The organism is Azohydromonas sediminis (assembly GCF_003574675.1).
In the GTDB taxonomy this organism is placed as follows: domain Bacteria; phylum Pseudomonadota; class Gammaproteobacteria; order Burkholderiales; family Burkholderiaceae_C; genus Calidifontimicrobium; species Calidifontimicrobium sediminis.
Window position 1 is genome coordinate 42967 of record NZ_QOAZ01000018.1, and the last position, 19962, is coordinate 62928.

The following is a 19962-nucleotide window of genomic DNA, read 5'->3' on the forward strand; positions in this document are numbered from 1 at the left end:
CGCGTGCCGGCGGGCGCGCGCGTCGCTCAGCCGTCGGCGTACTTGATCGTGCAGCCGTAGGGCTGCGTCGTCGGCGTCGACACCGGCTGGCCGGCGACGACTTCGGCGAGCGCCTGCCGGACGAGGTTCGTCGCCCTGGCGATGTCGCTCGCGCGCGCACTCGGGATGCTGTCGATCGCGCCGGCGTAGACGAGCGTGCCCTGCGCGTCGATGACGTACATGTGCGGCGTCACGCGCGCGCCGTAGGCGCGGCCGATGCGCCCGTCGGTGTCCATCAGCGTCGCCGTCGCGGCCGCGCCCTGCTGCTGCATCCATTGCGCCATCGCGGCGGGCGCGAGGTGGTCACGCGACGTCGTGGCCGTCGAGTTGATCGCGAGCCACACCGCGCCCTTGGCGAGCGCCTCTTTCTGTGTGGCCTGCATGTTCGCGCTGTCGTAGTGCTTGCGCACGAACGGGCAGCCGGGGTTGATCCACTCGAGCACCACCGGTGTGCCCTTGAAGTCGGCCAGCGATACTGTCCTGCCGTGCACGTCCTGCGCCGTGAAGGCCGGCGCCGGCTGGCCGACGGTGGCCGCCGTGGCGGCGGTGGCGCCCAGCACGACCGCCGCGGCGGCGGCTCGGAGGGTTCTCGCGATCATCGACGTCTCCTTGACAGCAGGCGGGAACGGCGGCGCGAACCGGTCGGCTACGGGCCCGCGACTTTGGTGGCGGCGATCGCCGAGCGCACCTCCTGCACCGACAGCAGCTCGCTGAGCAGCTGCGGCGCCGCGCCGCCCGGCCGGTAGATCGCATAGACCGGCACGCCGTTGCGGCCGAGCCGCGCGAGTTCGGCGGTGATCGCCGCGTCGCGTCGCGTCCAGTCGGCGCGCATCAGTGCGATGCGGTGGAGCTCGAAATCGGCGAGCACGACGGGGTCGCCGAGCACGGTGCGCTTGTTGAACTGGCAGGTCACGCACCACGCCGCCGTGAAGTCGACGAACACGGTGCGGCCCTGCGCGTTGAGCTCGGCCACGCGCTCGGCGCTCCACGGCTGCCAGCGTTCTTCGCTCGGTGCCGCGGCAGCCGCGGGCGGTGTCTCGCGCAGCGCCGGCAGCGCCCACGCGAGCGTCAGCGCGAGCACCGCGACGGACACCACGCCGAAGCCGGCGCGCGCACCGCGACCCATCCCCGGCGTGCCGAGCGCCCATGCGACGAACGCCACCGCCACCAGCAGGCCGAGCACGCCGGCCGCGCCGTCGATGCCGACCTGCTGGCCCAGCACCCACAGCAGCCACACGACGGTGGCGAACATCGGGAACGCCATCAGCGCCTTGAAGCGAGCCATCCACGGACCCGGCCGCGGCAGTGCGCGCGCCAGCGCCGGCCAGGCGCTGGCCGCGAGGTACGGCAGCGCCATGCCCAGGCCGAGCGCGGCGAAGATCGACAGGGCCTGCGGCGCCGGCAGCGTCGCCGCGACGCCGAGCGACGCGCCCATAAACGGCGCCGTGCACGGCGACGCGACCGCCACCGCGAGCACACCGGTCAGCGCCGAGTCGGCGATCGGGTGGCGCGCACGCAGTGCCGCCAGGTTGCCCGGCAGCACCGACCCGAACTCGAACACGCCGGCCAGGTTCAGCCCGATCAGCGTGAACAGCAGCGCCAGCGCGGTGACGAAGGCCGGCGACTGCAGCTGGAATCCCCAGCCGAGCTGCTCGCCGCCGGCGCGCAGCACGAGCAGCAGCGCGGCGAGCGCGACGAACGAGACGACGACGCCGGCGGTGTAGGCCAGTCCGCCGGTCAGCAGCGCGCGGCGCTCGTGTGCGTGCGCGGCGAAGCCCATGACCTTCAGCGACAGCACCGGGAACACGCACGGCATCATGTTGAGCAGCGAGCCGCCGACGATCGCCAGCAGCAGTGCGAGCACGAAACCGGGCGCTGCCTTCGATGCGGGGGGCGCGGCGGGCGCGGCCTGCGGCGCCGGCGTGGGTGCGGCGGCCAGCGGCACGCTGCCCGGCGGCGGCCACGGGCCGGCGACCTCGAACGCGATCTGCACGCCCGCGCCGCCGCCCGGCGCCGCGAGCACGGCGACCATGCGTGCCGGTGCCTCGCTGCGCTGCGCCGACAGCGGCACACGCACCTCCCACGTCGCGCCGTCCCAGCGCTGCGACGTGCGCGCGGCGTTGTCGATCACGCCCGGCAGTTCGGGAAAGAAGTCGAGGTCGCGGCCGCGCAGCCCTTCGGGCAGCGCCGCAGCGGTGACGACGAGCGCGCCGCCTTCGACGCGCGCGCGTGCCTGCGCCTCGACCGGCTGCGGGCGTTGCGCCAGCGCCGCCTCGAACCGCGCCGCGTGCGCCGACGTCGCGGCCTGCGCCGGGATCTCGAGCGCGAATTCCCCGCCCTCGGGGATGCACACGTCCTTGCACACCAGCCAGTCGGCGCGCAGCCGCACCGGCAACGTCGCGCCGCTGAAATCGTCGGGCACCGTCACGCGCACCGGCAGCAGCAGGCGGCCTTCGTGGCCAAAATTCATCAGCGGGCCCACCGGCAGCTTCTGGGGCGTCGGCCACTCGATGTCGCCGGCGACGAAGCCCGGCGGCAGCGTCCACTCGAGTGTCGTCGGCAGCCCCGAGTCGCCCGGGTTCTTCCAGTAGGTGTGCCAGTGCGGCGCGTGGTCGATCGCGAGGCCGAGCCACAGGGGTTTGCCCGGCGCGACGCCTTCGGGGGCGTGCGCGAGCAGTTCGGCACGCACCTGTTCCGTCACGACGACGGCGGGCTGCGTCGTCAGCGCGATGGCCAGTGCCGGCGCGACCGCGGCGAGGGCGGCGAACAGCAGGCGGCGCAAGAGGGTCATGCGGCTTCGAAGGCGCGAGGCGCCGCGGGTTCCGGCGATGCGCGGGATTATCGGCAGCGGCTGCGGTCGGGGTGCGCGGCGACGGCACAAAGCCGCCGCGCGCGACAGCGCCCACGCACGCACCGCGGAAGGCGGCGGGTTTGCTCCTATAATCGATTGGCTTTGCTGCCTGAGAAAGGGCGCAAGGGTGGATTCGACAGAGGCTCCGATGTCCGAGCGGCCATCAGGCAAACGGCCCGATCGGCGAGACGTCTGGGCCGACGACGAGATCGAAGCGGCGGATCGCGGCTTCGTGCCCTTGACGCGGGAGCAGGCCGCGGCATTGAGGGAGAAGAACCCGCCGGTATCGCCGTGGCGGGTGGTCGCGGTGCAGATCGTGATCGGGCTGGCGGTGGCGGCGCTTGGCGTGGCCATCACCCGTGAAGCGGCGATCGGCTGGTCCGCGCTGTACGGCGCGGCCGTCGTGGTGGTGCCGGGGGCCTTGATGGCGCGCGGCATGACCAGCCGGCTTTCCAGCATGTCGCCTGGCGGCAGTGCCGTCAGCTTCATGTTGTGGGAGTTCGTGAAAATTGGGGTCTCGGTGGCCATGCTGATGCTGGCTTCTCGGATCGTGCAGCCACTGAGCTGGCCGGCGTTGCTGGTGGGCCTGGTGGTGTGCCTCAAGGTGTACTGGGTGGCGCTGCTGTGGCGCCGCCGCTGACGACGACGCGACGCAACGGGCTTAGACGATGGCTGCCAGCGCAAACGCGCCCACTCCGGGCGAATACGTTCAGCACCACCTGGTGCACCTGCAGAACAAGTACCCGCCGCAGTCGACGCCGGTCGACTTCTCGTACCTCAACCTCGACTCGCTGTTCTTCTCGGTCACGCTGGGCGTGCTCGTGTGCCTGGTGCTGTGGCTGGCCGCGCGCAAGGTGACCTCGGGCGTGCCGGGGCGCTTCCAGGCCGCCGTCGAGTTCCTTGTCGAGATGGTCGACACGCAGGCCAAGGGCATCGTGCACAACGCCACCAGCCGCAAGTTCGTCGGCCCGCTGGCGCTGACGGTGTTCCTGTGGGTGTTCATGATGAACTTCATGGACCTGCTCCCCGTCGACCTGATCCCGCAGATGTGGCACGTCGCCGGACCGGCGCTCGGCATGAAGGACTACATGCGCGTCGTGCCCACGGCCGACCTGTCGATCACGATGGGCCTGTCGGTCACCGTGCTGCTGATCTGCCTGTACTACAACGTCAAGATCAAGGGGCTGGGCGGCTGGGTGCACGAGCTGTTCACGGCGCCGTTCGGCAACCATTTCCTGCTGTGGCCGGTCAACTTCGCGATGCAGATCATCGAGTTCGTCGCGAAGACCGTCTCGCACGGGATGCGTCTGTTCGGCAACCTCTACGCCGGCGAGCTGATCTTCATCCTCATCGCGCTGATGGGTGGCGCCTGGTCGCTGTCGGGCACCGGCATCGGGCTGATGATCGGCCACATCATCGCGGGCAGCGTGTGGGCGATCTTCCACATCCTGATCATCACGCTGCAGGCGTTCGTGTTCATGATGCTGACGCTGGTCTACGTCGGCCAGGCTCACGACGCGCACTGAGTCGTTTCGCTTTCCGTTTCCCCTCCAACCCGAAACCTACTGACTGGGAGTCATCATGGAAGTCATCAGCTTCGTCGCCATCGCCGCCGGCCTGATCATCGGTCTGGGCGCTGTCGGTGCCTGCATCGGCATCGGCATCATGGGCAGCAAGTATCTCGAATCGGCCGCGCGCCAGCCCGAGCTGATGGGCGAACTGCAGACCAAGATGTTCCTGCTCGCCGGCCTGATCGACGCGGCGTTCATCATCGGTACCGGTATCGCGCTGTGGTTCGCCACCGCCAACCCGTTCCTCGGCCAGATCGCCAACCTGCCGAAGTAATTGCCCGACCGCGATCCGGCGCGCCGTGCGTGCCGCGCCGCCACCGTCATCACCGATTGAGGCCCTGAAGTGAGCATCAACGCTACCCTCATCGCCCAGATGATCGTGTTCCTGATCCTGGTCTGGTTCACGATGAAGTTCGTCTGGCCGCCGATCGTCAAGGCGCTCGACGAGCGGGCGCAGAAAGTCGCCGAAGGCCTGTCCGCCGCCGACAAGGCGAAGTCCGAACTCGCGCTCGCGAACAAGCGTGTCGAGGAGCAGCTCGCCGCCGCGCGCGACGACGCCGCCAAGCGCCTGGCCGACGCCGAGCGTCTGGCGCAGTCGATGATCGAGGAAGCCAAGAGCCGCGCGTCCGCCGAAGCGGCCAAGATCATCGCTGCCGCGAAGGCCGAGGCCGAGCAGGAGGCCGTCAAGGCCCGCGAGGCGCTGCGCGAGGACGTCGCGACGCTCGCCGTCAAGGGCGCCGAGCAGATCCTGAAGCGCGAGATCAACGCCAGCGTGCACGCCGACTTGCTGGGCCAGCTCAAGGCCGAGCTGTGAGCCATGGCTGAGCTCGCTACCATCGCCCGCCCGTACGCCGAGGCGCTGTTCAAGGCGGTGCCGCCGGCCGATGCCGCCGCGGTGGCCGACCAGGTCGCGGCGATCGCCGCCGTGGCTGCGCACCCGCGCCTGCGCGAGTTCGCCGACGACCCGAAGGTGCGTCCCGAGCAGGTGTTCGACGTCATCGTCTCGCTGGTCAAGGAGCCGTGGCTCGGCGACGCCGCGAAGAACCTGCTGCGCACCGTGATCGACAACGGGCGCCTGGCCGCGATGGGCGAGATCGCCACGCAGTTCCGCGCGCTCGTCAACGCGCGCAGCGGCGTGTCCGACGCGCTGATCTACAGCGCCTACCCGATCGAGCCGGCGCTGCTCGCCGACGTCGTCGCGACGCTCGAGAAGCGCTTCGCGCGCAAGCTCAACCCGAAGGTCGAGCTCGACCCGTCGCTGATCGGCGGCATCCGCGTCGTCGTCGGCGACGAGGTGCTCGACACCTCGGTGAAGGCCCGTCTGGAACAAATGAAGGTGGCTCTGACGGCCTGAGGCATCGCCTCCGGCGTCGGTCCCCCAGGGAGCACCCCCATGCAACTGAATCCCGCAGAGATCTCGGAACTGATCAAGAGCCGCATCGAGGGCCTCGGCGCCACGACGGACATCCGCAACCAGGGCACCGTGATGTCGGTGACCGACGGCATCTGCCGCATCCACGGCCTGTCGGAGGCGATGCAAGGCGAGATGCTCGAGTTCCCCCCGACCAAGGACGGCACGCCGACCTTCGGCCTGGCGCTGAACCTCGAGCGTGACTCGGTCGGCGCGGTGATCCTGGGCGAGTACGAGCACATCTCCGAAGGCGACACCGTCAAGTGCACGGGCCGCATCCTCGAGGTGCCGGTCGGCCCCGAGCTGATCGGCCGCGTCGTCAACGCGCTCGGCCAGCCGATCGACGGCAAGGGCCCGATCAACGCGAAGATGACCGACGTCATCGAGAAGGTCGCGCCGGGCGTCATCGCGCGCCAGAGCGTGTCGCAGCCGGTGCAGACCGGCCTGAAGTCGATCGACTCGATGGTGCCGATCGGCCGTGGCCAGCGCGAACTGATCATCGGCGACCGCCAGACCGGCAAGACCGCGGTGGCGATCGACACGATCATCAACCAGAAGGGCCAGGACATGGTCTGCATCTACGTCGCGATCGGGCAGAAGGCGAGCTCGATCAAGAACGTGGTGCGCGCGCTCGAGCAGCACGGCGCGATGGACTACACGATCGTCGTCGCCGCGTCGGCCTCCGAATCGGCCGCGATGCAGTACGTCTCGGCGTACTCGGGCTGCACGATGGGCGAGTACTTCCGTGACCGCGGCCAGGATGCGCTGATCATCTACGACGACCTGTCCAAGCAGGCCGTCGCCTACCGCCAGGTCTCGCTGCTGCTGCGCCGCCCGCCGGGCCGCGAGGCGTTCCCTGGCGACGTCTTCTACCTGCACTCGCGCCTGCTCGAGCGCGCCGCGCGCGTCAACGCCGACTACGTCGAGAAGTTCACCAACGGCGCGGTCAAGGGCAAGACCGGCTCGCTGACCGCGCTGCCGGTCATCGAGACGCAGGCCGGCGACGTCTCGGCGTTCGTGCCGACCAACGTGATCTCGATCACCGACGGCCAGATCTTCCTCGAGACCAACCTGTTCAACGCCGGCATCCGCCCGGCGATCAACGCCGGCATCTCGGTGTCGCGCGTCGGTGGCGCCGCGCAGACCAAGCTGATCAAGAGCCTGTCGGGCGGCATCCGTACCGACCTCGCGCAGTACCGCGAGCTCGCCGCGTTCGCGCAGTTCGCCTCGGACCTCGACGCGGCGACGAAGAAGCAGCTCGACCGGGGTGCGCGCGTGACCGAGCTGCTCAAGCAGCCGCAGTACTCGCCGCTGCCGATCTCGCTGATGGCTGCGTCGCTGTTCGCGGTCAACAAGGGCTTCCTCGACGACGTCGACGTCAAGAAGGTGCTCGCGTTCGAGAGCGGTCTGCACCAGCACCTGAAGTCCAGCCACGCCGCGTTGCTGCAGAAGCTCGAGACCGAGAAGGCGATGGACAAGGCCGCCGAGGAAGAGCTGACCGCCGCGATCGTCGCGTTCAAGAAGTCGTTTGCCTGAGCCCGCCCTGACGACACCTTTGCGAAAGGAGAACCGTCATGGCGGTGGGTAAGGAAATCCGCGGCAAGATCAAGTCGGTCGAGAACACGAAGAAGATCACGAAGGCGATGGAGATGGTCGCCGCGTCGAAGATGCGCAAGGCGCAGGAGCGCATGCGCCAGGCGCGTCCGTACAGCGACAAGATCCGCGTCATCACGACCAACCTGTCGCAGGCCAACCCCGAGTACCGCTCGCCCTACATGCGGCAGGTCGAGGGGGCGCCGAAGGCGGTGGGTTTCATCGTCGTCACGACCGACAAGGGCCTGTGCGGCGGCCTGAACACCAACATCCTGCGCGCCGTGACCGCCAAGATGCGCGAGGTCCAGAGCGCCGGCGCGAGCGTGCAGGCGGTGGCGATCGGCAACAAGGGCCTCGGCTTCCTGAACCGCATCGGCGCCAAGGTCGTCAGCCAGGCGGTGCAGCTCGGCGACGCGCCGCACCTCGAGAAGCTGATCGGCCCGGTCAAGGTGATGCTCGATGCCTTCGTCGCCGGGCAGCTCGACGCGGTGTACCTGTGCTACACGAAGTTCATCAACACGATGAAGCAGGAGCCGATGGTCGAGGCGCTGCTGCCGCTGGGCGCCGACCGGCTGCAGCAAAGCGATGCCGAGAAGAAGGACCACGCCTGGGACTACCTCTACGAGCCCGACGCGCCCAGCGTGATCGACGAGCTGCTGACGCGCTACATCGAGGCGCTCGTCTACCAGGCGGTGGCCGAGAACATGGCCAGCGAGCAGAGCGCGCGCATGGTGGCGATGAAGGCCGCGACCGACAACGCCGGCAACCTGATCAACGAGCTGAAGCTGATCTACAACAAGACGCGCCAGGCGGCGATCACGAAGGAACTGTCCGAGATCGTCGGCGGGGCCGCGGCGATCAGCGGCTGACCGTCACGGCTGCGAACAGATTGACTGATTGAAGGAACACGACATGGCACAAGGCAAGATCGTCCAGTGCATCGGCGCGGTGGTCGACGTCGAATTCCCGCGCGACCAGATGCCCAAGGTCTACGATGCGCTGAAGATGGAAGGCTCGGCGCTGACGCTCGAGGTGCAGCAGCAGCTCGGCGACGGCGTCGTGCGCACCATCGCACTGGGCTCGTCCGAGGGCCTGCGCCGCGGCATGGTGGTCGTCAACACCGGCCATCCGATCACGGTGCCGGTGGGCAAGGCCACGCTGGGCCGCATCATGGACGTGCTCGGCAACCCGATCGACGAGCGCGGGCCGGTCGACCAGACGCAGACGGCCTCGATCCACCGCAAGGCGCCGGCCTACGACGAGCTGAGCCCGTCGACCGAGCTGCTCGAGACCGGCATCAAGGTCATCGACCTGATCTGCCCGTTCGCCAAGGGCGGCAAGGTCGGCCTGTTCGGCGGCGCCGGCGTCGGCAAGACCGTCAACATGATGGAGCTCATCAACAACATCGCGAAGGCGCACTCGGGCCTGTCGGTGTTCGCCGGCGTCGGTGAGCGCACCCGCGAGGGCAACGACTTCTATCACGAGATGATGGAGTCGAAGGTCGTCGTCAGCGAGGACCTGAGCCAGTCGAAAGTCGCGATGGTCTACGGCCAGATGAACGAGCCGCCGGGCAACCGCCTGCGCGTCGCGCTGACGGGCCTGACGATGGCCGAGGCGTTCCGCGACGAGGGCCGCGACGTGCTGTTCTTCGTCGACAACATCTACCGCTACACGCTTGCCGGCACGGAAGTGTCGGCGCTGCTCGGCCGCATGCCGTCGGCGGTGGGCTACCAGCCGACGCTCGCGGAAGAGATGGGCCGCCTGCAGGAGCGCATCACGTCGACCAAGGTCGGTTCGATCACGTCGATCCAGGCCGTCTACGTGCCCGCCGACGACCTGACCGACCCGTCGCCGGCCACCACCTTCGCGCACCTGGACGCCACCGTCGTGCTCAGCCGCGACATCGCCGCGCTGGGTATCTACCCCGCGGTCGACCCGCTCGACTCGACGAGCCGCCAGGTCGACCCGAACGTCGTCGGTGAGGAGCACTACAACACGACGCGCGCGGTGCAGGCCGTGCTGCAGCGCTACAAGGAGCTGCGCGACATCATCGCGATCCTGGGCATGGACGAACTCTCGCCCGAGGACAAGCTCGCGGTGGCGCGCGCGCGCAAGATTCAGCGCTTCCTGTCGCAGCCGTTCCACGTCGCCGAGGTCTTCACCGGCAGCCCGGGCAAGTACGTGCCGCTGAAGGAGACGATCCGCGGCTTCAAGATGATCGTCAACGGCGAGTGCGACGCGCTGCCCGAGCAGGCCTTCTACATGGTCGGCACGATCGACGACGCGTTCGAGAAAGCCAAGAAGCTGCAGTGATGGCGCCCCCCCGAAGCGCCTTCGGCGCCTCCCCCCCAGGGGGGCGCCGCCAGCGGACCGGCGAAGCCGGATCCGCGGCGGCCGCTGGATGGGGGTGGCGTCGTGCGGCCCTCGTGGTTTTCGCCCGCCTGGAGAACTGAATGGCAAACACGATCCACGTCGACGTCGTCAGCGCCGAGGAGCAGATCTTCTCGGGCGAGGCGAAGTTCGTCGCGCTGCCCGGCGAGGCCGGTGAACTCGGCATCCTGCCGCGCCACACGCCGCTGATCACGCGCATCAAGCCCGGTGCGGTGCGCATCGAGCGTGCCGACAACGGCGAGGAGGAGTTCGTCTTCGTCGCCGGCGGCATCCTCGAGGTGCAGCCCAATCGCGTGACGGTCCTCGCCGACACGGCGATCCGCGGCCGCGACCTCGACGAGGCCAAGGCCAACGAGGCCAAGAAGCTGGCCGAGGACGCGATGAAGAACGCCAAGAGCGACATCGACTTCGCGAAGGCGCAGAGCGAATTCGCCGCGATGGCCGCGCAGATCGCCGCGATCCGCAAGTTCCGCAAGAAGTAAGGCGGCGCGCGATCGCGCCAAGGGGCCCTGCGAGCCGCGCCGGTTCGCAGGGCCTCGTCGCTTGTGGCCGCATCTCGTCCAGGGGCTGTCCGCCCCCGGGCGCGCGCTGCGCGGGTGCCCTCCCGCGCCGCCCCACACCGCCGCGCCTCGCGTGCGGGTCGGTCCCGAGGCGGCTCGCGCGCCCGCGCGGCTACGCTGCAGCCGATGGACACCGCCCTGATCCGCCGCCACACGCTCGGCGACCTGCTGCACCGCAGCGCCGCGCGCCACCCGCACAAGCTCGCGATCGCCTGCGGCGACGTGCGCTGGACCTACCGCGAGTTCGACGCGCTCTGCGACCGGCTCGCCGCCGGGCTCGCGCAGCACGGCATCGCGCGTGGCGACCGCGTCGCGGTGCTGGCGCGCAACTCGCACGCGTTCGCTGCGATGCGCTTCGCGCTCGCGCGGCTCGGCGCGGTGCTGGTGCCGGTCAACTTCATGCTCAAGGCCGACGAGGCGGCGTACATCCTGCGCCACGCCGGCGTGCGGCTGCTGGCCACCGACACCGGCTTCGCGCCGCTGGCACGCGAGGCCGCGACGCTGGCCACCGTCGTCGAGCGGCTGGTCTGGCTGCCCGACGAGGACGGCAGCGCGCCGGTGCCCGGGCTGCTGTCGTTCGACGAACTCGCCGCGTGCACCGCGGCGCCGCCGCAGGTGGCGCTCGCGGGCAGCGACCTCGCGCAGATCGTCTACACCAGCGGCACCGAGAGCTTGCCCAAGGGCGCGATGCTGACGCACGATGCCGTGATGTGGCAGTACGTCAGCTGCGTCGTCGACGCGAGCATCGCCGGCAGCGACCTGATGCTGCACGCGCTGCCGATGTACCACTGCGCGCAGCTCGACGTGTTCTTCGGCCCCGCGGTCTATGTCGGCGCGAGCAACGTCATCACCGGCAAGCCGGTGCCCGACCACCTGCTGTCACTGATCGAGCGCCACCGCATCACGTCGTTCTTCGCGCCGCCGACGGTGTGGATCGGCCTGCTGCGCTCGCCGGCGTTCGACGCCACCGACCTGTCGAGCCTCGCCAAGGGCTACTACGGCGCGTCGATCATGCCGGTCGAGGTCATGAAGGAGATCCTGCGGCGGCTGCCGGGCCTGCGGCTGTGGAACCTGTACGGCCAGACCGAGATCGCGCCGCTGGCGACGATGCTCGGCCCCGACGACCAGCTGCGCAAGCCCGGCTCGTGCGGGCGAGCGGTCCTCAACGTCGAGACGCGCGTCGTCGACGATGCGATGCGTGACGTGCCGCGCGACGGCCGCACGGTCGGTGAGGTGGTGCACCGCAGCCCGCAGCTGCTGCTCGGCTACTTCCACGACGACGAGCGCACCGCCGCCGCGTTCGAAGGCGGCTGGTTCCACTCGGGCGACCTCGCGACGATCGACGACGAGGGCTACATCACGATCGTCGACCGCAAGAAGGACATGATCAAGACCGGCGGCGAGAACGTCGCCAGCCGCGAGGTCGAGGAGGCGATCTACAAGCTCGCGCCGGTCAGCGAGGTCGCGGTGATCGGCGCGCCGCACCCGCGCTGGGTCGAGGCCGTCGTCGCCATCGTCGTCGTCAAGTCCGGCCAGTCGCTCGACGAGGCGGCGGTGCTCGCGCACTGCGCCGAGCACCTGGCGCCGTTCAAGGTGCCCAAGCGCGTCGTGTTCGTCGACGCGCTGCCGAAGAACCCGAGCGGCAAGCTGCTCAAGCGCGAGCTGCGCCAGCGCTTCGAGGCGCTGTTCGCCACCGCGCCGGGAGACCGGGGATGACGAAGGGCAAGAAGAAGGGCGCCAAGGACCAAGGTGACCGCGCGACGGCGGCCGACGGCAACGCCTCGAGGATCTCGAAGGCCGAGTACGCCGAGCGCCTCGAGGCGCTGCAGGTCGAGCTCGCGCAGGTGCACCGCTGGCTCGAGCACACCGGCCGGCGGCTCGTCGTCGTCGTCGAGGGTCGCGACACGGCCGGCAAAGGCGGCGTCATCAGCGCGATCTCGGCCAAGCTGAACCCGCGGCGCTGCCGCGTCGTCGCGCTGCCCAAGCCGAGCGAGGCCGAACGCACGCAGTGGTACTTCCAGCGCTACGTCGCGCACCTGCCGTCGGCCGGCGAGATCGTGCTGTTCGACCGCAGCTGGTACAACCGCGCCGGCGTCGAGGCGGTGATGGGCTTTTGCACGCCGGCGCAGACCGCGGCCTTCCTGAAGCAGGCGCCGGTGTTCGAGAAGCTGCTCGCCGACGACGGCATCGTGCTGCGCAAGTACTGGCTCACCGTCGATCAGGCGCAGCAGGAGGCGCGCTTCGCCGAGCGCCTCGCGGACCCGCTCAAGCGATGGAAGCTCAGTCCGATCGACCTCGAGGCGCGCACGAAGTACGCCGAGTACGGGCGCGCGCGCGACGCGATGCTCGCCGCGACGCACAAGCCGCATGCGCCGTGGACGCTGGTCGACTTCAACGACCAGCGCCACGGGCGGCTGACGCTGATCCGCCACCTGCTCGACAGCCTGCCCGACCACGACGTGCCCGCGCAGACGGTCGAGTTCCCGCCGCTGCCGGGCCAGCCGCTGAAGGAGCGCTTCGACGGGCCGCTCAAGCCGATCCCGCCGTGGCCGCCGCTCGACGCACGCGTCAGAGGATGACCACGGTGTCGGGCAGCTCGTTGACGTTGCGCTCGCCCGCCGGCAGCGCGTAGTGCGCGAGCAGCACCTCGTGCACGGCATCGATCGCCTGCGCGAGCCCGTCCTCGAAGCGCCCCGCGCGGAAGGCCTCGCCCATCGCCTCGACCACGCGCTGCCAGTGCCCGGGCGGCACGCGGCGGTCGACGCCGCGGTCGGCGACGATCTCGATCGCGTGGTCGGCCAGCAGCAGGTAGATCAGCACGCCGTTGTTGGCCTCGGTGTCCCACACGCGCAGCTTGCCGAACAGCGCGACGGCACGCTCGCGCGGCGACGCGTCGCGCCACAGGTACGACAGCGGCAGCCCGGCTTCGACGCACACGCGGATCTCGCCGCTGTGCTGCGCTTCGCTGGCGCGGATGCGTGCCTGCAGCCGCTCGATGCCGTCGGCGCCGAGGAGGCGCAGCGCGTCGCCGGCGTCGAGCCAGCGGTGGCGCCACAGACGGGTCAGCCACCGCATCTCACCACCCTCCCGAGGCGCCGCCGCCGCCGAAGCTGCCGCCACCGCCCGAGCCGAAGCCGCCGCCGCCGAAGCCGCCCCCGTGGCCGCCCCAGCCGCCGCCCCAGGGGCTGCCCGGCGTCGGCGGCGGCCACGGACTGCGCCGGCCGCTGATGCGCCTGGCCGCGGCACCGACGCCGAACACAGCGACGAGCACGACCGCGACCACCGCCGCCGCGACCGCGAGCACGACGCTGCCGGTGATCACCCAGCCCAGCGCCCCCACCGCCGCGCCGCTGGCCAGCGTGCCGAGCCCGCGGCCGAGGATGCCCGTCAGCACGGTGCTGACGATGGGTACGACGGCGAAGAAGAAGATCGCGATCTGCTCCCAGTCGGGTCCGCGCTCGCGGGCCGCGGCGCGCTGCGGCGCCGGCAGCATCTCGCCGCGGATGCGCGCGATCAGCAGGTCGAGCGCCGCGTCGATGCCGCCGGCGAAGTCGCCGGCGCGAAACGCCGGCACCATCGCGCGGTCGATGATCTGGCGCGCCGCGAGGTCGGGCACGGCGCCTTCGAGCGCGCGCGCGACCTCGATGCGTACGCGGCGGTCGTCCTTCGCGATGACGACGAGCAGGCCGTCGCCGACGTCGCGCCGGCCGATCTTCCAGGTGTCGGCCACACGCCACGCGTACGCGGCGATGTCCTCCGGTGCGGTGGTGGGCACCATCAGCACGACGATCTGCGGTCCCGCCTCGGCCTCGAAGGCGGCGAGCTTGGCCTCGAGCGCGGCGCGCTGCGCGTCGGCGAGCGTGCCGGTCTGGTCGATCACGCGTGCCGTCAGCGGCGGCACCGGCCGCAGGTCCTGCGCGAACGCGAGCGCGGCGGCGAACGCCAGCAGCAGCGTCGCGAGCGCGCCCCGCGCGTTCATCGCCGGCGGCCGTTCAGCGGCTCGCCGCGGGTGCCGCCGGGCGGCTGAAGTCGACCGTCGGCGGCGTGCTGATCTGCGCCTCGTTGGCGACCGTGAAGTTGGGCTTGACGTCGTAGCCGAAGATCATCGCCGTGAGGTTGGTCGGGAAGCTGCGCCGCAGCACGTTGTACCGCTGCACGGCCCGGATGTACTGGTTGCGCGCCACCGTGATGCGGTTCTCGGTGCCCTCGAGCTGCACGCGCAGGTTCTGGAACGCCTGGTTGGCCTTCAGGTTCGGGTAGTTCTCGGCGACCGCCATCAGGCGCGACAGCGCGCTGCTGAGCTCGCCCTGCGCCTGCTGGAAGCGGTTGAACGCCTCGGGGTTGTTCAGCGTCTCGGGCGTGACCTGGATCGAGGTCGCCTTCGCGCGCGCCTCGATGACCTGCGTCAGCGTCGTCTGCTCGAAGTCGGCCTCGCCCTTGACGGTGGCGACGATGTTCGGGATCAGGTCGGCGCGGCGCTGGTACTGGTTCAGCACCTCGGACCAGCTGGCCTTGACTTCTTCGTCGAGGCGCTGGAATTCGTTGTAGCCGCAGCCGGCCAGCAGCAGCGACAGCGCGGCGGCGGCGGCCAGCGCCACGCGTCGGGTCCACATCGTCATCATCGTCCTCCTTCGGCGAGGCCGGCATCGTACCGCCGGCGCGGCCCATAATCGCCCGATGCTCGCGCCGCTCGCCAACGACACCTTCCTGCGCGCCTGCCGCCGCCAGCCCACCGACTACACGCCGGTGTGGCTGATGCGCCAGGCCGGGCGCTACCTGCCCGAGTACTGCGCCACGCGCGCGAAGGCCGGCAGCTTCATGGGGCTGGCGACCAACGTCGACTACGCGACCGAGGTCACGCTGCAGCCGCTCGAGCGCTACCCGCTCGACGCGGCGATCCTGTTCTCCGACATCCTCACCGTGCCCGATGCGATGGGCCTGGGACTGAGCTTCGCGCAGGGCGAGGGCCCGCGGTTCGCGCACCCGGTGCGCGACGAGGCGGCGGTGGCCAGGCTCGCGGTGCCCGACCTCGACAGGCTGCGCTACGTGTTCGACGCCGTCGCGTCGATCCGCCGCGCGCTGGTCACGACCGACGCCGCAGGGCGGCGGGTCGGCCGCGTGCCGCTGATCGGCTTCTCGGGCAGCCCGTGGACGCTGGCGTGCTACATGGTCGAGGGCGGTGGCAGCGACGACTACCGCCTCGTCAAGACGATGATGTACGCGCGCCCCGACCTGATGCACCGCATCCTCGAGGTCAACGCCGACGCGGTGGCCGCGTACCTCAACGCGCAGATCGACGCCGGCGCGCAGGCGGTCATGATCTTCGACAGCTGGGGCGGCGTGCTCGCCGACGGCGCGTTCCAGCGCTTCAGCCTCGCGTACACGAAGCGTGTGCTCACCCAGCTCAAGCGCGAGCACGACGGCCAGCACGTCCCGACGATCGTGTTCACGAAGGGCGGCGGGCCGTGGCTCGAGGCGATGGCCGACAGCGGCGCCGACGTGCTCGGCGTCGACTGGACGGTCAACCTCGGCGCGGCGCGTGCGCGCGTCGGCAACCGCGTCGCGCTGCAGGGCAACCTCGACCCGGCGGTGCTGTTCGCGCCGCCCGAGGTCGTGCGCGCCGAGGCGGCCCAGGTGCTCGAGAGCTTCGGCCGCCCGCAGCGCGCCGACGGCGGTGTCGACGGCCACATCTTCAACCTCGGCCACGGCATCAGCCAGTTCACGCCGCCCGACCACGTCGCGGCGCTGGTCGATGCGGTGCACGAGGTGTCGCGGCGTCTGCGCGCCGTCGCTTGACCCCCAGCGACCGCGTCAACGGCGCCGCGCAGCGCGTGAGTGACTGCTCAGGTCTTGACTTATCCCCACGATTCGTGCTGCGCCGCAGCGCCGTCCAGCGCTGCGCACGCCCACGCCAACTTTGCCGGTGCACCAGCTAAGTGCTTGATTTTGCTCAGCGTCGGGGCGTGCTCGCCAGCCATGCAACTACCCTGCGGCCCTGCTGACACAAGCATTTAGCGCCGTCGCTGGCAGGTTCCCCACAAAGTTGTCCACAGAATCCGTGGACAGGTCGAAAAGCGTTTTCGAATCATGGACTTGGGTGCGTGGCTTCAGACGGCTCCGAGGTTCTTCGTGCAAGTGAACGTCGGCAGGATGGGCCGTTGAGCCGACATCGCGTCGCGGTCGCCGTCGACACGCCGCAGCACAGCGGGCTGGCCGGCGCGCTCGATTATCTGCACGACGAGCCCGTCGCGCCGGGGACGCTGTTGCGTGTGCCGTTGGGCCGGCGCGAGGTCACCGGCATCGCGTGGGGCCGCGCAGGCGACGCGGCAACCGCTATCGGCGACGACGCGCTGCGCCCGGTGGCGGCGGTGCTGCGGGCGCTGCCGCCGCTGCCACCGGCCTGGCTCGAGCTGGTTGTGTTCGCGGCCGGCTACTACCAGCGCAGCGTCGGCGAGGTTGCGCTGTCGGTGCTGCCGCCCGAGCTGCGCAAGCTCGACGACGCGCGGCTGGCCCAGCGCATCGCCCGCCTGCGCGCGCCGGCGCCGACGCCAGCCGAAGCGCCGCCGCCGCTGACCCCCGACCAGGCCGCGGCGCTCGATGCGCTGGCCGCCGACGCCGAGCCCGGCACGACGCTGCTGCACGGCGTCACCGGCAGCGGCAAGACCGAGGTCTACCTGCGCGCCGCGGCGCGCGCGCTCGACGCCGGGCGCCAGGTGCTGGTGCTGGTGCCCGAGATCAACCTGACGCCGCAGCTCGAGGCGCGTTTCGGCGCGCGCTTCGGCGCGCACCGGCTCGTCACGCTGCACAGCGCGCTGACGCCGGCGCAGCGGCTGCGCCACTGGCTGCGCGCGCACCTCGGCCTGGCCGACGTCGTGCTTGGCACGCGGCTCGCGGTGTTTGCGTCGCTGCCGCGGATCGGCCTGATCGTCGTCGACGAGGAGCACGACGCGTCGTTCAAGCAGCAGGAAGGCGCGCGCTACTCGGCGCGCGACCTCGCCGTCTACCGCGGCCGGCTCGAGCGCGTGCCGGTGCTGCTCGGATCGGCCACGCCGTCGCTCGAGACCTGGCACAACGCCGAGCAGGGGCGCTACCGGCGCCTGGCGCTGCCGCAGCGCATCGGCGGCGGCGCGCCGCCGCGCGTGCGCGTCGTCGACATGGGCCGGCTGCCGCGCGAGGCGCTGCGCGACAGCGCGCTGTCGCCGCCGCTCGTCGACGCGCTGCGGCAGCGCCTCGCGCGCGGTGAGCAGAGCCTGCTGCTGCTCAACCGCCGCGGCTACGCGCCGGTGCTGCACTGCGGCGCCTGCGGCTGGAAGAGCGGCTGCCCGCATTGCAGCGCGTGGGTCGTGTTCCACAAGCGCGACCGCACGCTGCGCTGCCACCACTGCGGCTACACGCAGCCGGTGCCGCGCGCGTGCCCCGACTGCGGCAACCAGGACATCGCGCCGATCGGCCGCGGCACCGAGCGGCTCGAGGAGCAGATCGCCGAGCTGATGCCCACCGCGCGCGTCGCGCGCATCGACGCCGACAGCACGCGCGCACAGGGCGCGCTCGAGGCCCAGCTCGCCGCGGTGCACGCCGGCGACGTCGACGTGCTGGTGGGCACGCAGATGGTGGCCAAGGGGCACGACTTCCGCCGCATCACGCTGGTGGCCGCGGTCAACCCCGACGCGTCGCTGTTCGCGAGCGACTTTCGCGCCCCCGAGCGCCTGTTCGCGCTGCTGATGCAAGCCGGCGGCCGTGCCGGCCGCGACGCCGCGCGCGCCGCCGCGAGCGAGCTGTGGATCCAGACTTGGCACCCGCAGCACGCGCTGTACGCGGCGCTGGCGCGCCACGACTTCGCGGCCTTCGCCGCCGCGCAGCTGGCCGAGCGCGAGGCCGCGGGGCTGCCGCCGTTCACGCACCTGGCACTGCTGCGCGCCGAGGCGCGCCGCGTCGAGGCGGCCACCGCGTTCCTGCACGACGCCGCCGCGCTCGCCGCGCAGCTGCCCGGCGCCGACCAGGTCAGCGTCTACCCGCCGGTGCCGCCGCCGCTGTCGCGCGTGGCCGGCATCGAGCGCGTGCAGATGCTCGTCGAGGCGCGCTCGCGCGCGGCGCTGCAGCGGCTGCTCGCCGCGTGGGTGCCGGCGCTGCACGCGCTGCGCGCGACGCACAAGGCGCTGGCGCGCTGGGCGATCGACGTCGACCCGCTCGCGATCTGACGCGGCGGCGACAATGCGCGCCGTCCGCCCGCCGCCAACGATGAACGACGCCTTCGAACGTGCCCGCCAGTGCTTCTTCGACGGCCTGCAGGCGCTCGAGGCCGGGCGTCTGGACGACGCCGAGCGCAGCTTCGAGGCCTCGCTGGCGCTGGTACCCGGGCGCGCGTCGACGCTGACCAACCTCGGCGCGGTGCGCATCCGCCTCGGCCGGCCGGCCGACGCGCTGCCGCTGCTCGACGAGGCGGTCGCCGCGCAGCCCGAGCACGTCGAGGGCTGGCTGCAGCGCGGGTTGGCGCTCGAGCGGCTCGGCCGCGACACCGAGGCGCTGCCGTGTTTCGAGCGCGTGCTCGCACAGGTGCCCGACGACGCGCCGACGCTGTACCGCACCGCGATGGCGCTGAACCGCCTCGGCCGCCACGCCGACGCGCTCGCGCGCCTGCAGCACCTGCTGCGCGTGCAGCCCGGGCACGCGCGCGGCTGGACGCTGCACGGGCAGACGCTGCAAAGCCTCGAGCGCCACGACGAGGCGCTGCCGTCGTACGAGCGCGCGCTCGCGCTCGATCCGACCGACGCGTGGGCGTGGACGCTGCGCGGCGGGCTGCTGAAGGACCTGGGTCGGCGCGACGAGGCCGTCGCCGCGTTCGAGCAGGCGATCGCGCACGGCGGCGATGCCGAGTACAACGGCTACTTCCTCGCCGCACTCGGGGGCCGTCCGAAGCCGGCGCGCGCTCCCGGCGCCTACGTGCAGCAGCTGTTCGACGGCTACGCCGAGCGCTTCGACGAGCACCTCGTGCAGGTGCTGAACTACCGCTCGCCCGGCATGCTGGCCGAGCGCATCGCCGCGCTCGGGCGGCGCTTCACTCATGCGCTCGACCTCGGCTGCGGCACCGGGCTGTGCGGGCCGCTGGTGGCGCCCGTCGTCGAGCGGCTCGACGGCGTCGACCTGTCGCAGGCGATGCTCGACAAGGCGCGCGCGCTCGGCGTCTACGGCCGCCTTGAGCGCGCCGACCTCGTCGACCATCTGCGCGCGACACCCGACCGCCACGACCTCGTGCTCGCCGCCGACGTGTTCACGTACCTCGGCGACCTGAACGACGTGTTCGCCGGCGTCGCGCGCGTGCTCGAGCCGGGCGGCTGGTTCGTGTTCTCGGTCGAGCGTGCCGACGACGGCGTCGACTTCGAGCTGCGCGGCACCTTGCGCTACGCGCACTCGGCGCGCTATCTGCGCACGCTCGCGGCGTCGGGCGGCTTCGACGTCGGCGAGATCAGCGAGGCGACACTGCGCGAGAACCAGCGCCGCCCGATCGCCGGGCTGCTCGTGCTGCTGCAGCGCCGCTGACGCTGCCGG

At 71.2% G+C, this 19962-nt stretch carries 19 protein-coding genes; 14 read left to right on the top strand and 5 right to left on the bottom strand.

The features are described from left to right. Positions 1-26: 26 nt before the first annotated feature. Both DRV96_RS10930 and DRV96_RS10935 read right to left on the bottom strand, forming a co-directional pair. A complete protein-coding gene (locus tag DRV96_RS10930; protein WP_119290893.1) occupies positions 27-638 on the bottom strand; it encodes a thioredoxin family protein in 612 nt (203 codons plus the stop codon). 47 nt (positions 639-685) lie between these two features. After that, on the bottom strand, positions 686-2830 hold the full coding sequence (locus DRV96_RS10935; protein WP_119290895.1) for a protein-disulfide reductase DsbD family protein: 2145 nt from the start codon (positions 2828-2830) through the stop codon (positions 686-688). 208 nt (positions 2831-3038) lie between these two features. Here DRV96_RS10935 and DRV96_RS10940 point away from each other — a divergent pair, with 208 nt between their 5' ends. The 11 genes from DRV96_RS10940 to ppk2 all read left to right on the top strand — a co-directional run bounded on the left by DRV96_RS10940 (position 3039) and on the right by ppk2 (position 12995). Next, positions 3039-3530: an ATP synthase subunit I gene (locus DRV96_RS10940; RefSeq protein ID WP_119290897.1), complete on the top strand. Its 492-nt coding sequence runs from the start codon at positions 3039-3041 to the stop codon at positions 3528-3530. Between the two features lie 28 nt (positions 3531-3558). After that, positions 3559-4416 carry a F0F1 ATP synthase subunit A gene (gene atpB / locus DRV96_RS10945; protein ID WP_119290899.1) on the top strand — a complete coding sequence of 286 codons (858 nt, stop codon included), beginning with the start codon at positions 3559-3561 and terminating at the stop codon, positions 4414-4416. A gap of 55 nt (positions 4417-4471) precedes the next feature. Further along, the gene (gene atpE, locus DRV96_RS10950) at positions 4472-4735 is read left to right on the top strand and encodes a F0F1 ATP synthase subunit C (RefSeq protein WP_119290902.1); all 264 of its coding nucleotides are present in this window, start codon (positions 4472-4474) and stop codon (positions 4733-4735) included. A gap of 69 nt (positions 4736-4804) precedes the next feature. Next, the gene (locus tag DRV96_RS10955; RefSeq protein ID WP_119290904.1) at positions 4805-5275 is read left to right on the top strand and encodes a F0F1 ATP synthase subunit B; all 471 of its coding nucleotides are present in this window, start codon (positions 4805-4807) and stop codon (positions 5273-5275) included. Between the two features lie 3 nt (positions 5276-5278). After that, a complete protein-coding gene (locus DRV96_RS10960; protein ID WP_119290906.1) occupies positions 5279-5815 on the top strand; it encodes a F0F1 ATP synthase subunit delta in 537 nt (178 codons plus the stop codon). Positions 5816-5854: 39 nt separating this feature from the next. After that, positions 5855-7408 carry a F0F1 ATP synthase subunit alpha gene (atpA, locus tag DRV96_RS10965; RefSeq protein ID WP_119290908.1) on the top strand — a complete coding sequence of 518 codons (1554 nt, stop codon included), beginning with the start codon at positions 5855-5857 and terminating at the stop codon, positions 7406-7408. Positions 7409-7446: 38 nt separating this feature from the next. Continuing rightward, entirely contained in the window at positions 7447-8334 is an 888-nt protein-coding gene (atpG, locus tag DRV96_RS10970; protein ID WP_119290910.1) for a F0F1 ATP synthase subunit gamma, read from the top strand. A 43-nt stretch (positions 8335-8377) separates the two neighbouring features. After that, positions 8378-9778 (top strand): F0F1 ATP synthase subunit beta, encoded by a 1401-nt coding sequence (gene atpD / locus DRV96_RS10975; RefSeq protein ID WP_119290912.1) that lies wholly within the window; start codon positions 8378-8380, stop codon positions 9776-9778. A gap of 140 nt (positions 9779-9918) precedes the next feature. After that, positions 9919-10338, top strand: coding sequence for a F0F1 ATP synthase subunit epsilon (locus DRV96_RS10980; RefSeq protein ID WP_119290914.1), 420 nt, complete (start codon positions 9919-9921; stop codon positions 10336-10338). A gap of 204 nt (positions 10339-10542) precedes the next feature. Beyond that, on the top strand, positions 10543-12132 hold the full coding sequence (locus DRV96_RS10985; RefSeq protein ID WP_119290916.1) for an acyl-CoA synthetase: 1590 nt from the start codon (positions 10543-10545) through the stop codon (positions 12130-12132). After that, a complete protein-coding gene (gene ppk2 / locus DRV96_RS10990) occupies positions 12129-12995 on the top strand; it encodes a polyphosphate kinase 2 (RefSeq protein ID WP_119290918.1) in 867 nt (288 codons plus the stop codon). Before DRV96_RS10985 ends, ppk2 begins: the two co-directional genes overlap by 4 nt. On the opposite strand, the gene DRV96_RS10995 is transcribed toward ppk2, so the two are convergent. The 3 genes from DRV96_RS10995 to DRV96_RS11005 are packed head-to-tail and all read right to left on the bottom strand — an operon-like array spanning position 12985 to position 15035. Then, positions 12985-13491, bottom strand: a complete 507-nt coding sequence (locus DRV96_RS10995; protein WP_119290920.1) for a TPM domain-containing protein — start codon at positions 13489-13491, stop codon at positions 12985-12987. The genes ppk2 and DRV96_RS10995 overlap by 11 nt on opposite strands. 1 nt (position 13492) lies before the next feature. Further along, positions 13493-14395, bottom strand: a complete 903-nt coding sequence (locus tag DRV96_RS11000) for a TPM domain-containing protein (protein ID WP_119290922.1) — start codon at positions 14393-14395, stop codon at positions 13493-13495. Positions 14396-14408: 13 nt separating this feature from the next. Next, positions 14409-15035 (bottom strand): LemA family protein, encoded by a 627-nt coding sequence (locus DRV96_RS11005; RefSeq protein ID WP_419187048.1) that lies wholly within the window; start codon positions 15033-15035, stop codon positions 14409-14411. A gap of 58 nt (positions 15036-15093) precedes the next feature. Between DRV96_RS11005 and hemE the strand changes: the two genes are divergently transcribed. The 3 genes from hemE (at position 15094) to DRV96_RS11020 (ending at position 19953) form a co-directional block, all read left to right on the top strand. Then, entirely contained in the window at positions 15094-16212 is a 1119-nt protein-coding gene (gene hemE / locus DRV96_RS11010) for a uroporphyrinogen decarboxylase (protein WP_119290924.1), read from the top strand. A gap of 362 nt (positions 16213-16574) precedes the next feature. Next, positions 16575-18614, top strand: a complete 2040-nt coding sequence (locus tag DRV96_RS11015) for a primosomal protein N' (RefSeq protein ID WP_119290926.1) — start codon at positions 16575-16577, stop codon at positions 18612-18614. A gap of 40 nt (positions 18615-18654) precedes the next feature. After that, on the top strand, positions 18655-19953 hold the full coding sequence (locus tag DRV96_RS11020; RefSeq protein ID WP_162911018.1) for a tetratricopeptide repeat protein: 1299 nt from the start codon (positions 18655-18657) through the stop codon (positions 19951-19953). Positions 19954-19962: the final 9 nt, after the last annotated feature.

What these genes read in the sequence shown, in the direction of transcription:
- DRV96_RS10930 (WP_119290893.1), bottom strand. Translation starts at nt 638, where the DNA reads ATGATCGCGAGAACCCTCCGAGCCGCCGCCGCGGCGGTCGTGCTGGGC.
- DRV96_RS10935 (WP_119290895.1), bottom strand. Translation starts at nt 2,830, where the DNA reads ATGACCCTCTTGCGCCGCCTGCTGTTCGCCGCCCTCGCCGCGGTCGCG.
- DRV96_RS10940 (WP_119290897.1), top strand. Translation starts at nt 3,039, where the DNA reads ATGTCCGAGCGGCCATCAGGCAAACGGCCCGATCGGCGAGACGTCTGG.
- atpB (WP_119290899.1), top strand. Translation starts at nt 3,559, where the DNA reads ATGGCTGCCAGCGCAAACGCGCCCACTCCGGGCGAATACGTTCAGCAC.
- atpE (WP_119290902.1), top strand. Translation starts at nt 4,472, where the DNA reads ATGGAAGTCATCAGCTTCGTCGCCATCGCCGCCGGCCTGATCATCGGT.
- DRV96_RS10960 (WP_119290906.1), top strand. Translation starts at nt 5,279, where the DNA reads ATGGCTGAGCTCGCTACCATCGCCCGCCCGTACGCCGAGGCGCTGTTC.
- atpA (WP_119290908.1), top strand. Translation starts at nt 5,855, where the DNA reads ATGCAACTGAATCCCGCAGAGATCTCGGAACTGATCAAGAGCCGCATC.
- atpG (WP_119290910.1), top strand. Translation starts at nt 7,447, where the DNA reads ATGGCGGTGGGTAAGGAAATCCGCGGCAAGATCAAGTCGGTCGAGAAC.
- atpD (WP_119290912.1), top strand. Translation starts at nt 8,378, where the DNA reads ATGGCACAAGGCAAGATCGTCCAGTGCATCGGCGCGGTGGTCGACGTC.
- DRV96_RS10980 (WP_119290914.1), top strand. Translation starts at nt 9,919, where the DNA reads ATGGCAAACACGATCCACGTCGACGTCGTCAGCGCCGAGGAGCAGATC.
- DRV96_RS10985 (WP_119290916.1), top strand. Translation starts at nt 10,543, where the DNA reads ATGGACACCGCCCTGATCCGCCGCCACACGCTCGGCGACCTGCTGCAC.
- ppk2 (WP_119290918.1), top strand. Translation starts at nt 12,129, where the DNA reads ATGACGAAGGGCAAGAAGAAGGGCGCCAAGGACCAAGGTGACCGCGCG.
- DRV96_RS10995 (WP_119290920.1), bottom strand. Translation starts at nt 13,491, where the DNA reads ATGCGGTGGCTGACCCGTCTGTGGCGCCACCGCTGGCTCGACGCCGGC.
- DRV96_RS11000 (WP_119290922.1), bottom strand. Translation starts at nt 14,395, where the DNA reads ATGAACGCGCGGGGCGCGCTCGCGACGCTGCTGCTGGCGTTCGCCGCC.
- DRV96_RS11005 (WP_419187048.1), bottom strand. Translation starts at nt 15,035, where the DNA reads ATGACGATGTGGACCCGACGCGTGGCGCTGGCCGCCGCCGCCGCGCTG.
- hemE (WP_119290924.1), top strand. Translation starts at nt 15,094, where the DNA reads ATGCTCGCGCCGCTCGCCAACGACACCTTCCTGCGCGCCTGCCGCCGC.
- DRV96_RS11020 (WP_162911018.1), top strand. Translation starts at nt 18,655, where the DNA reads ATGAACGACGCCTTCGAACGTGCCCGCCAGTGCTTCTTCGACGGCCTG.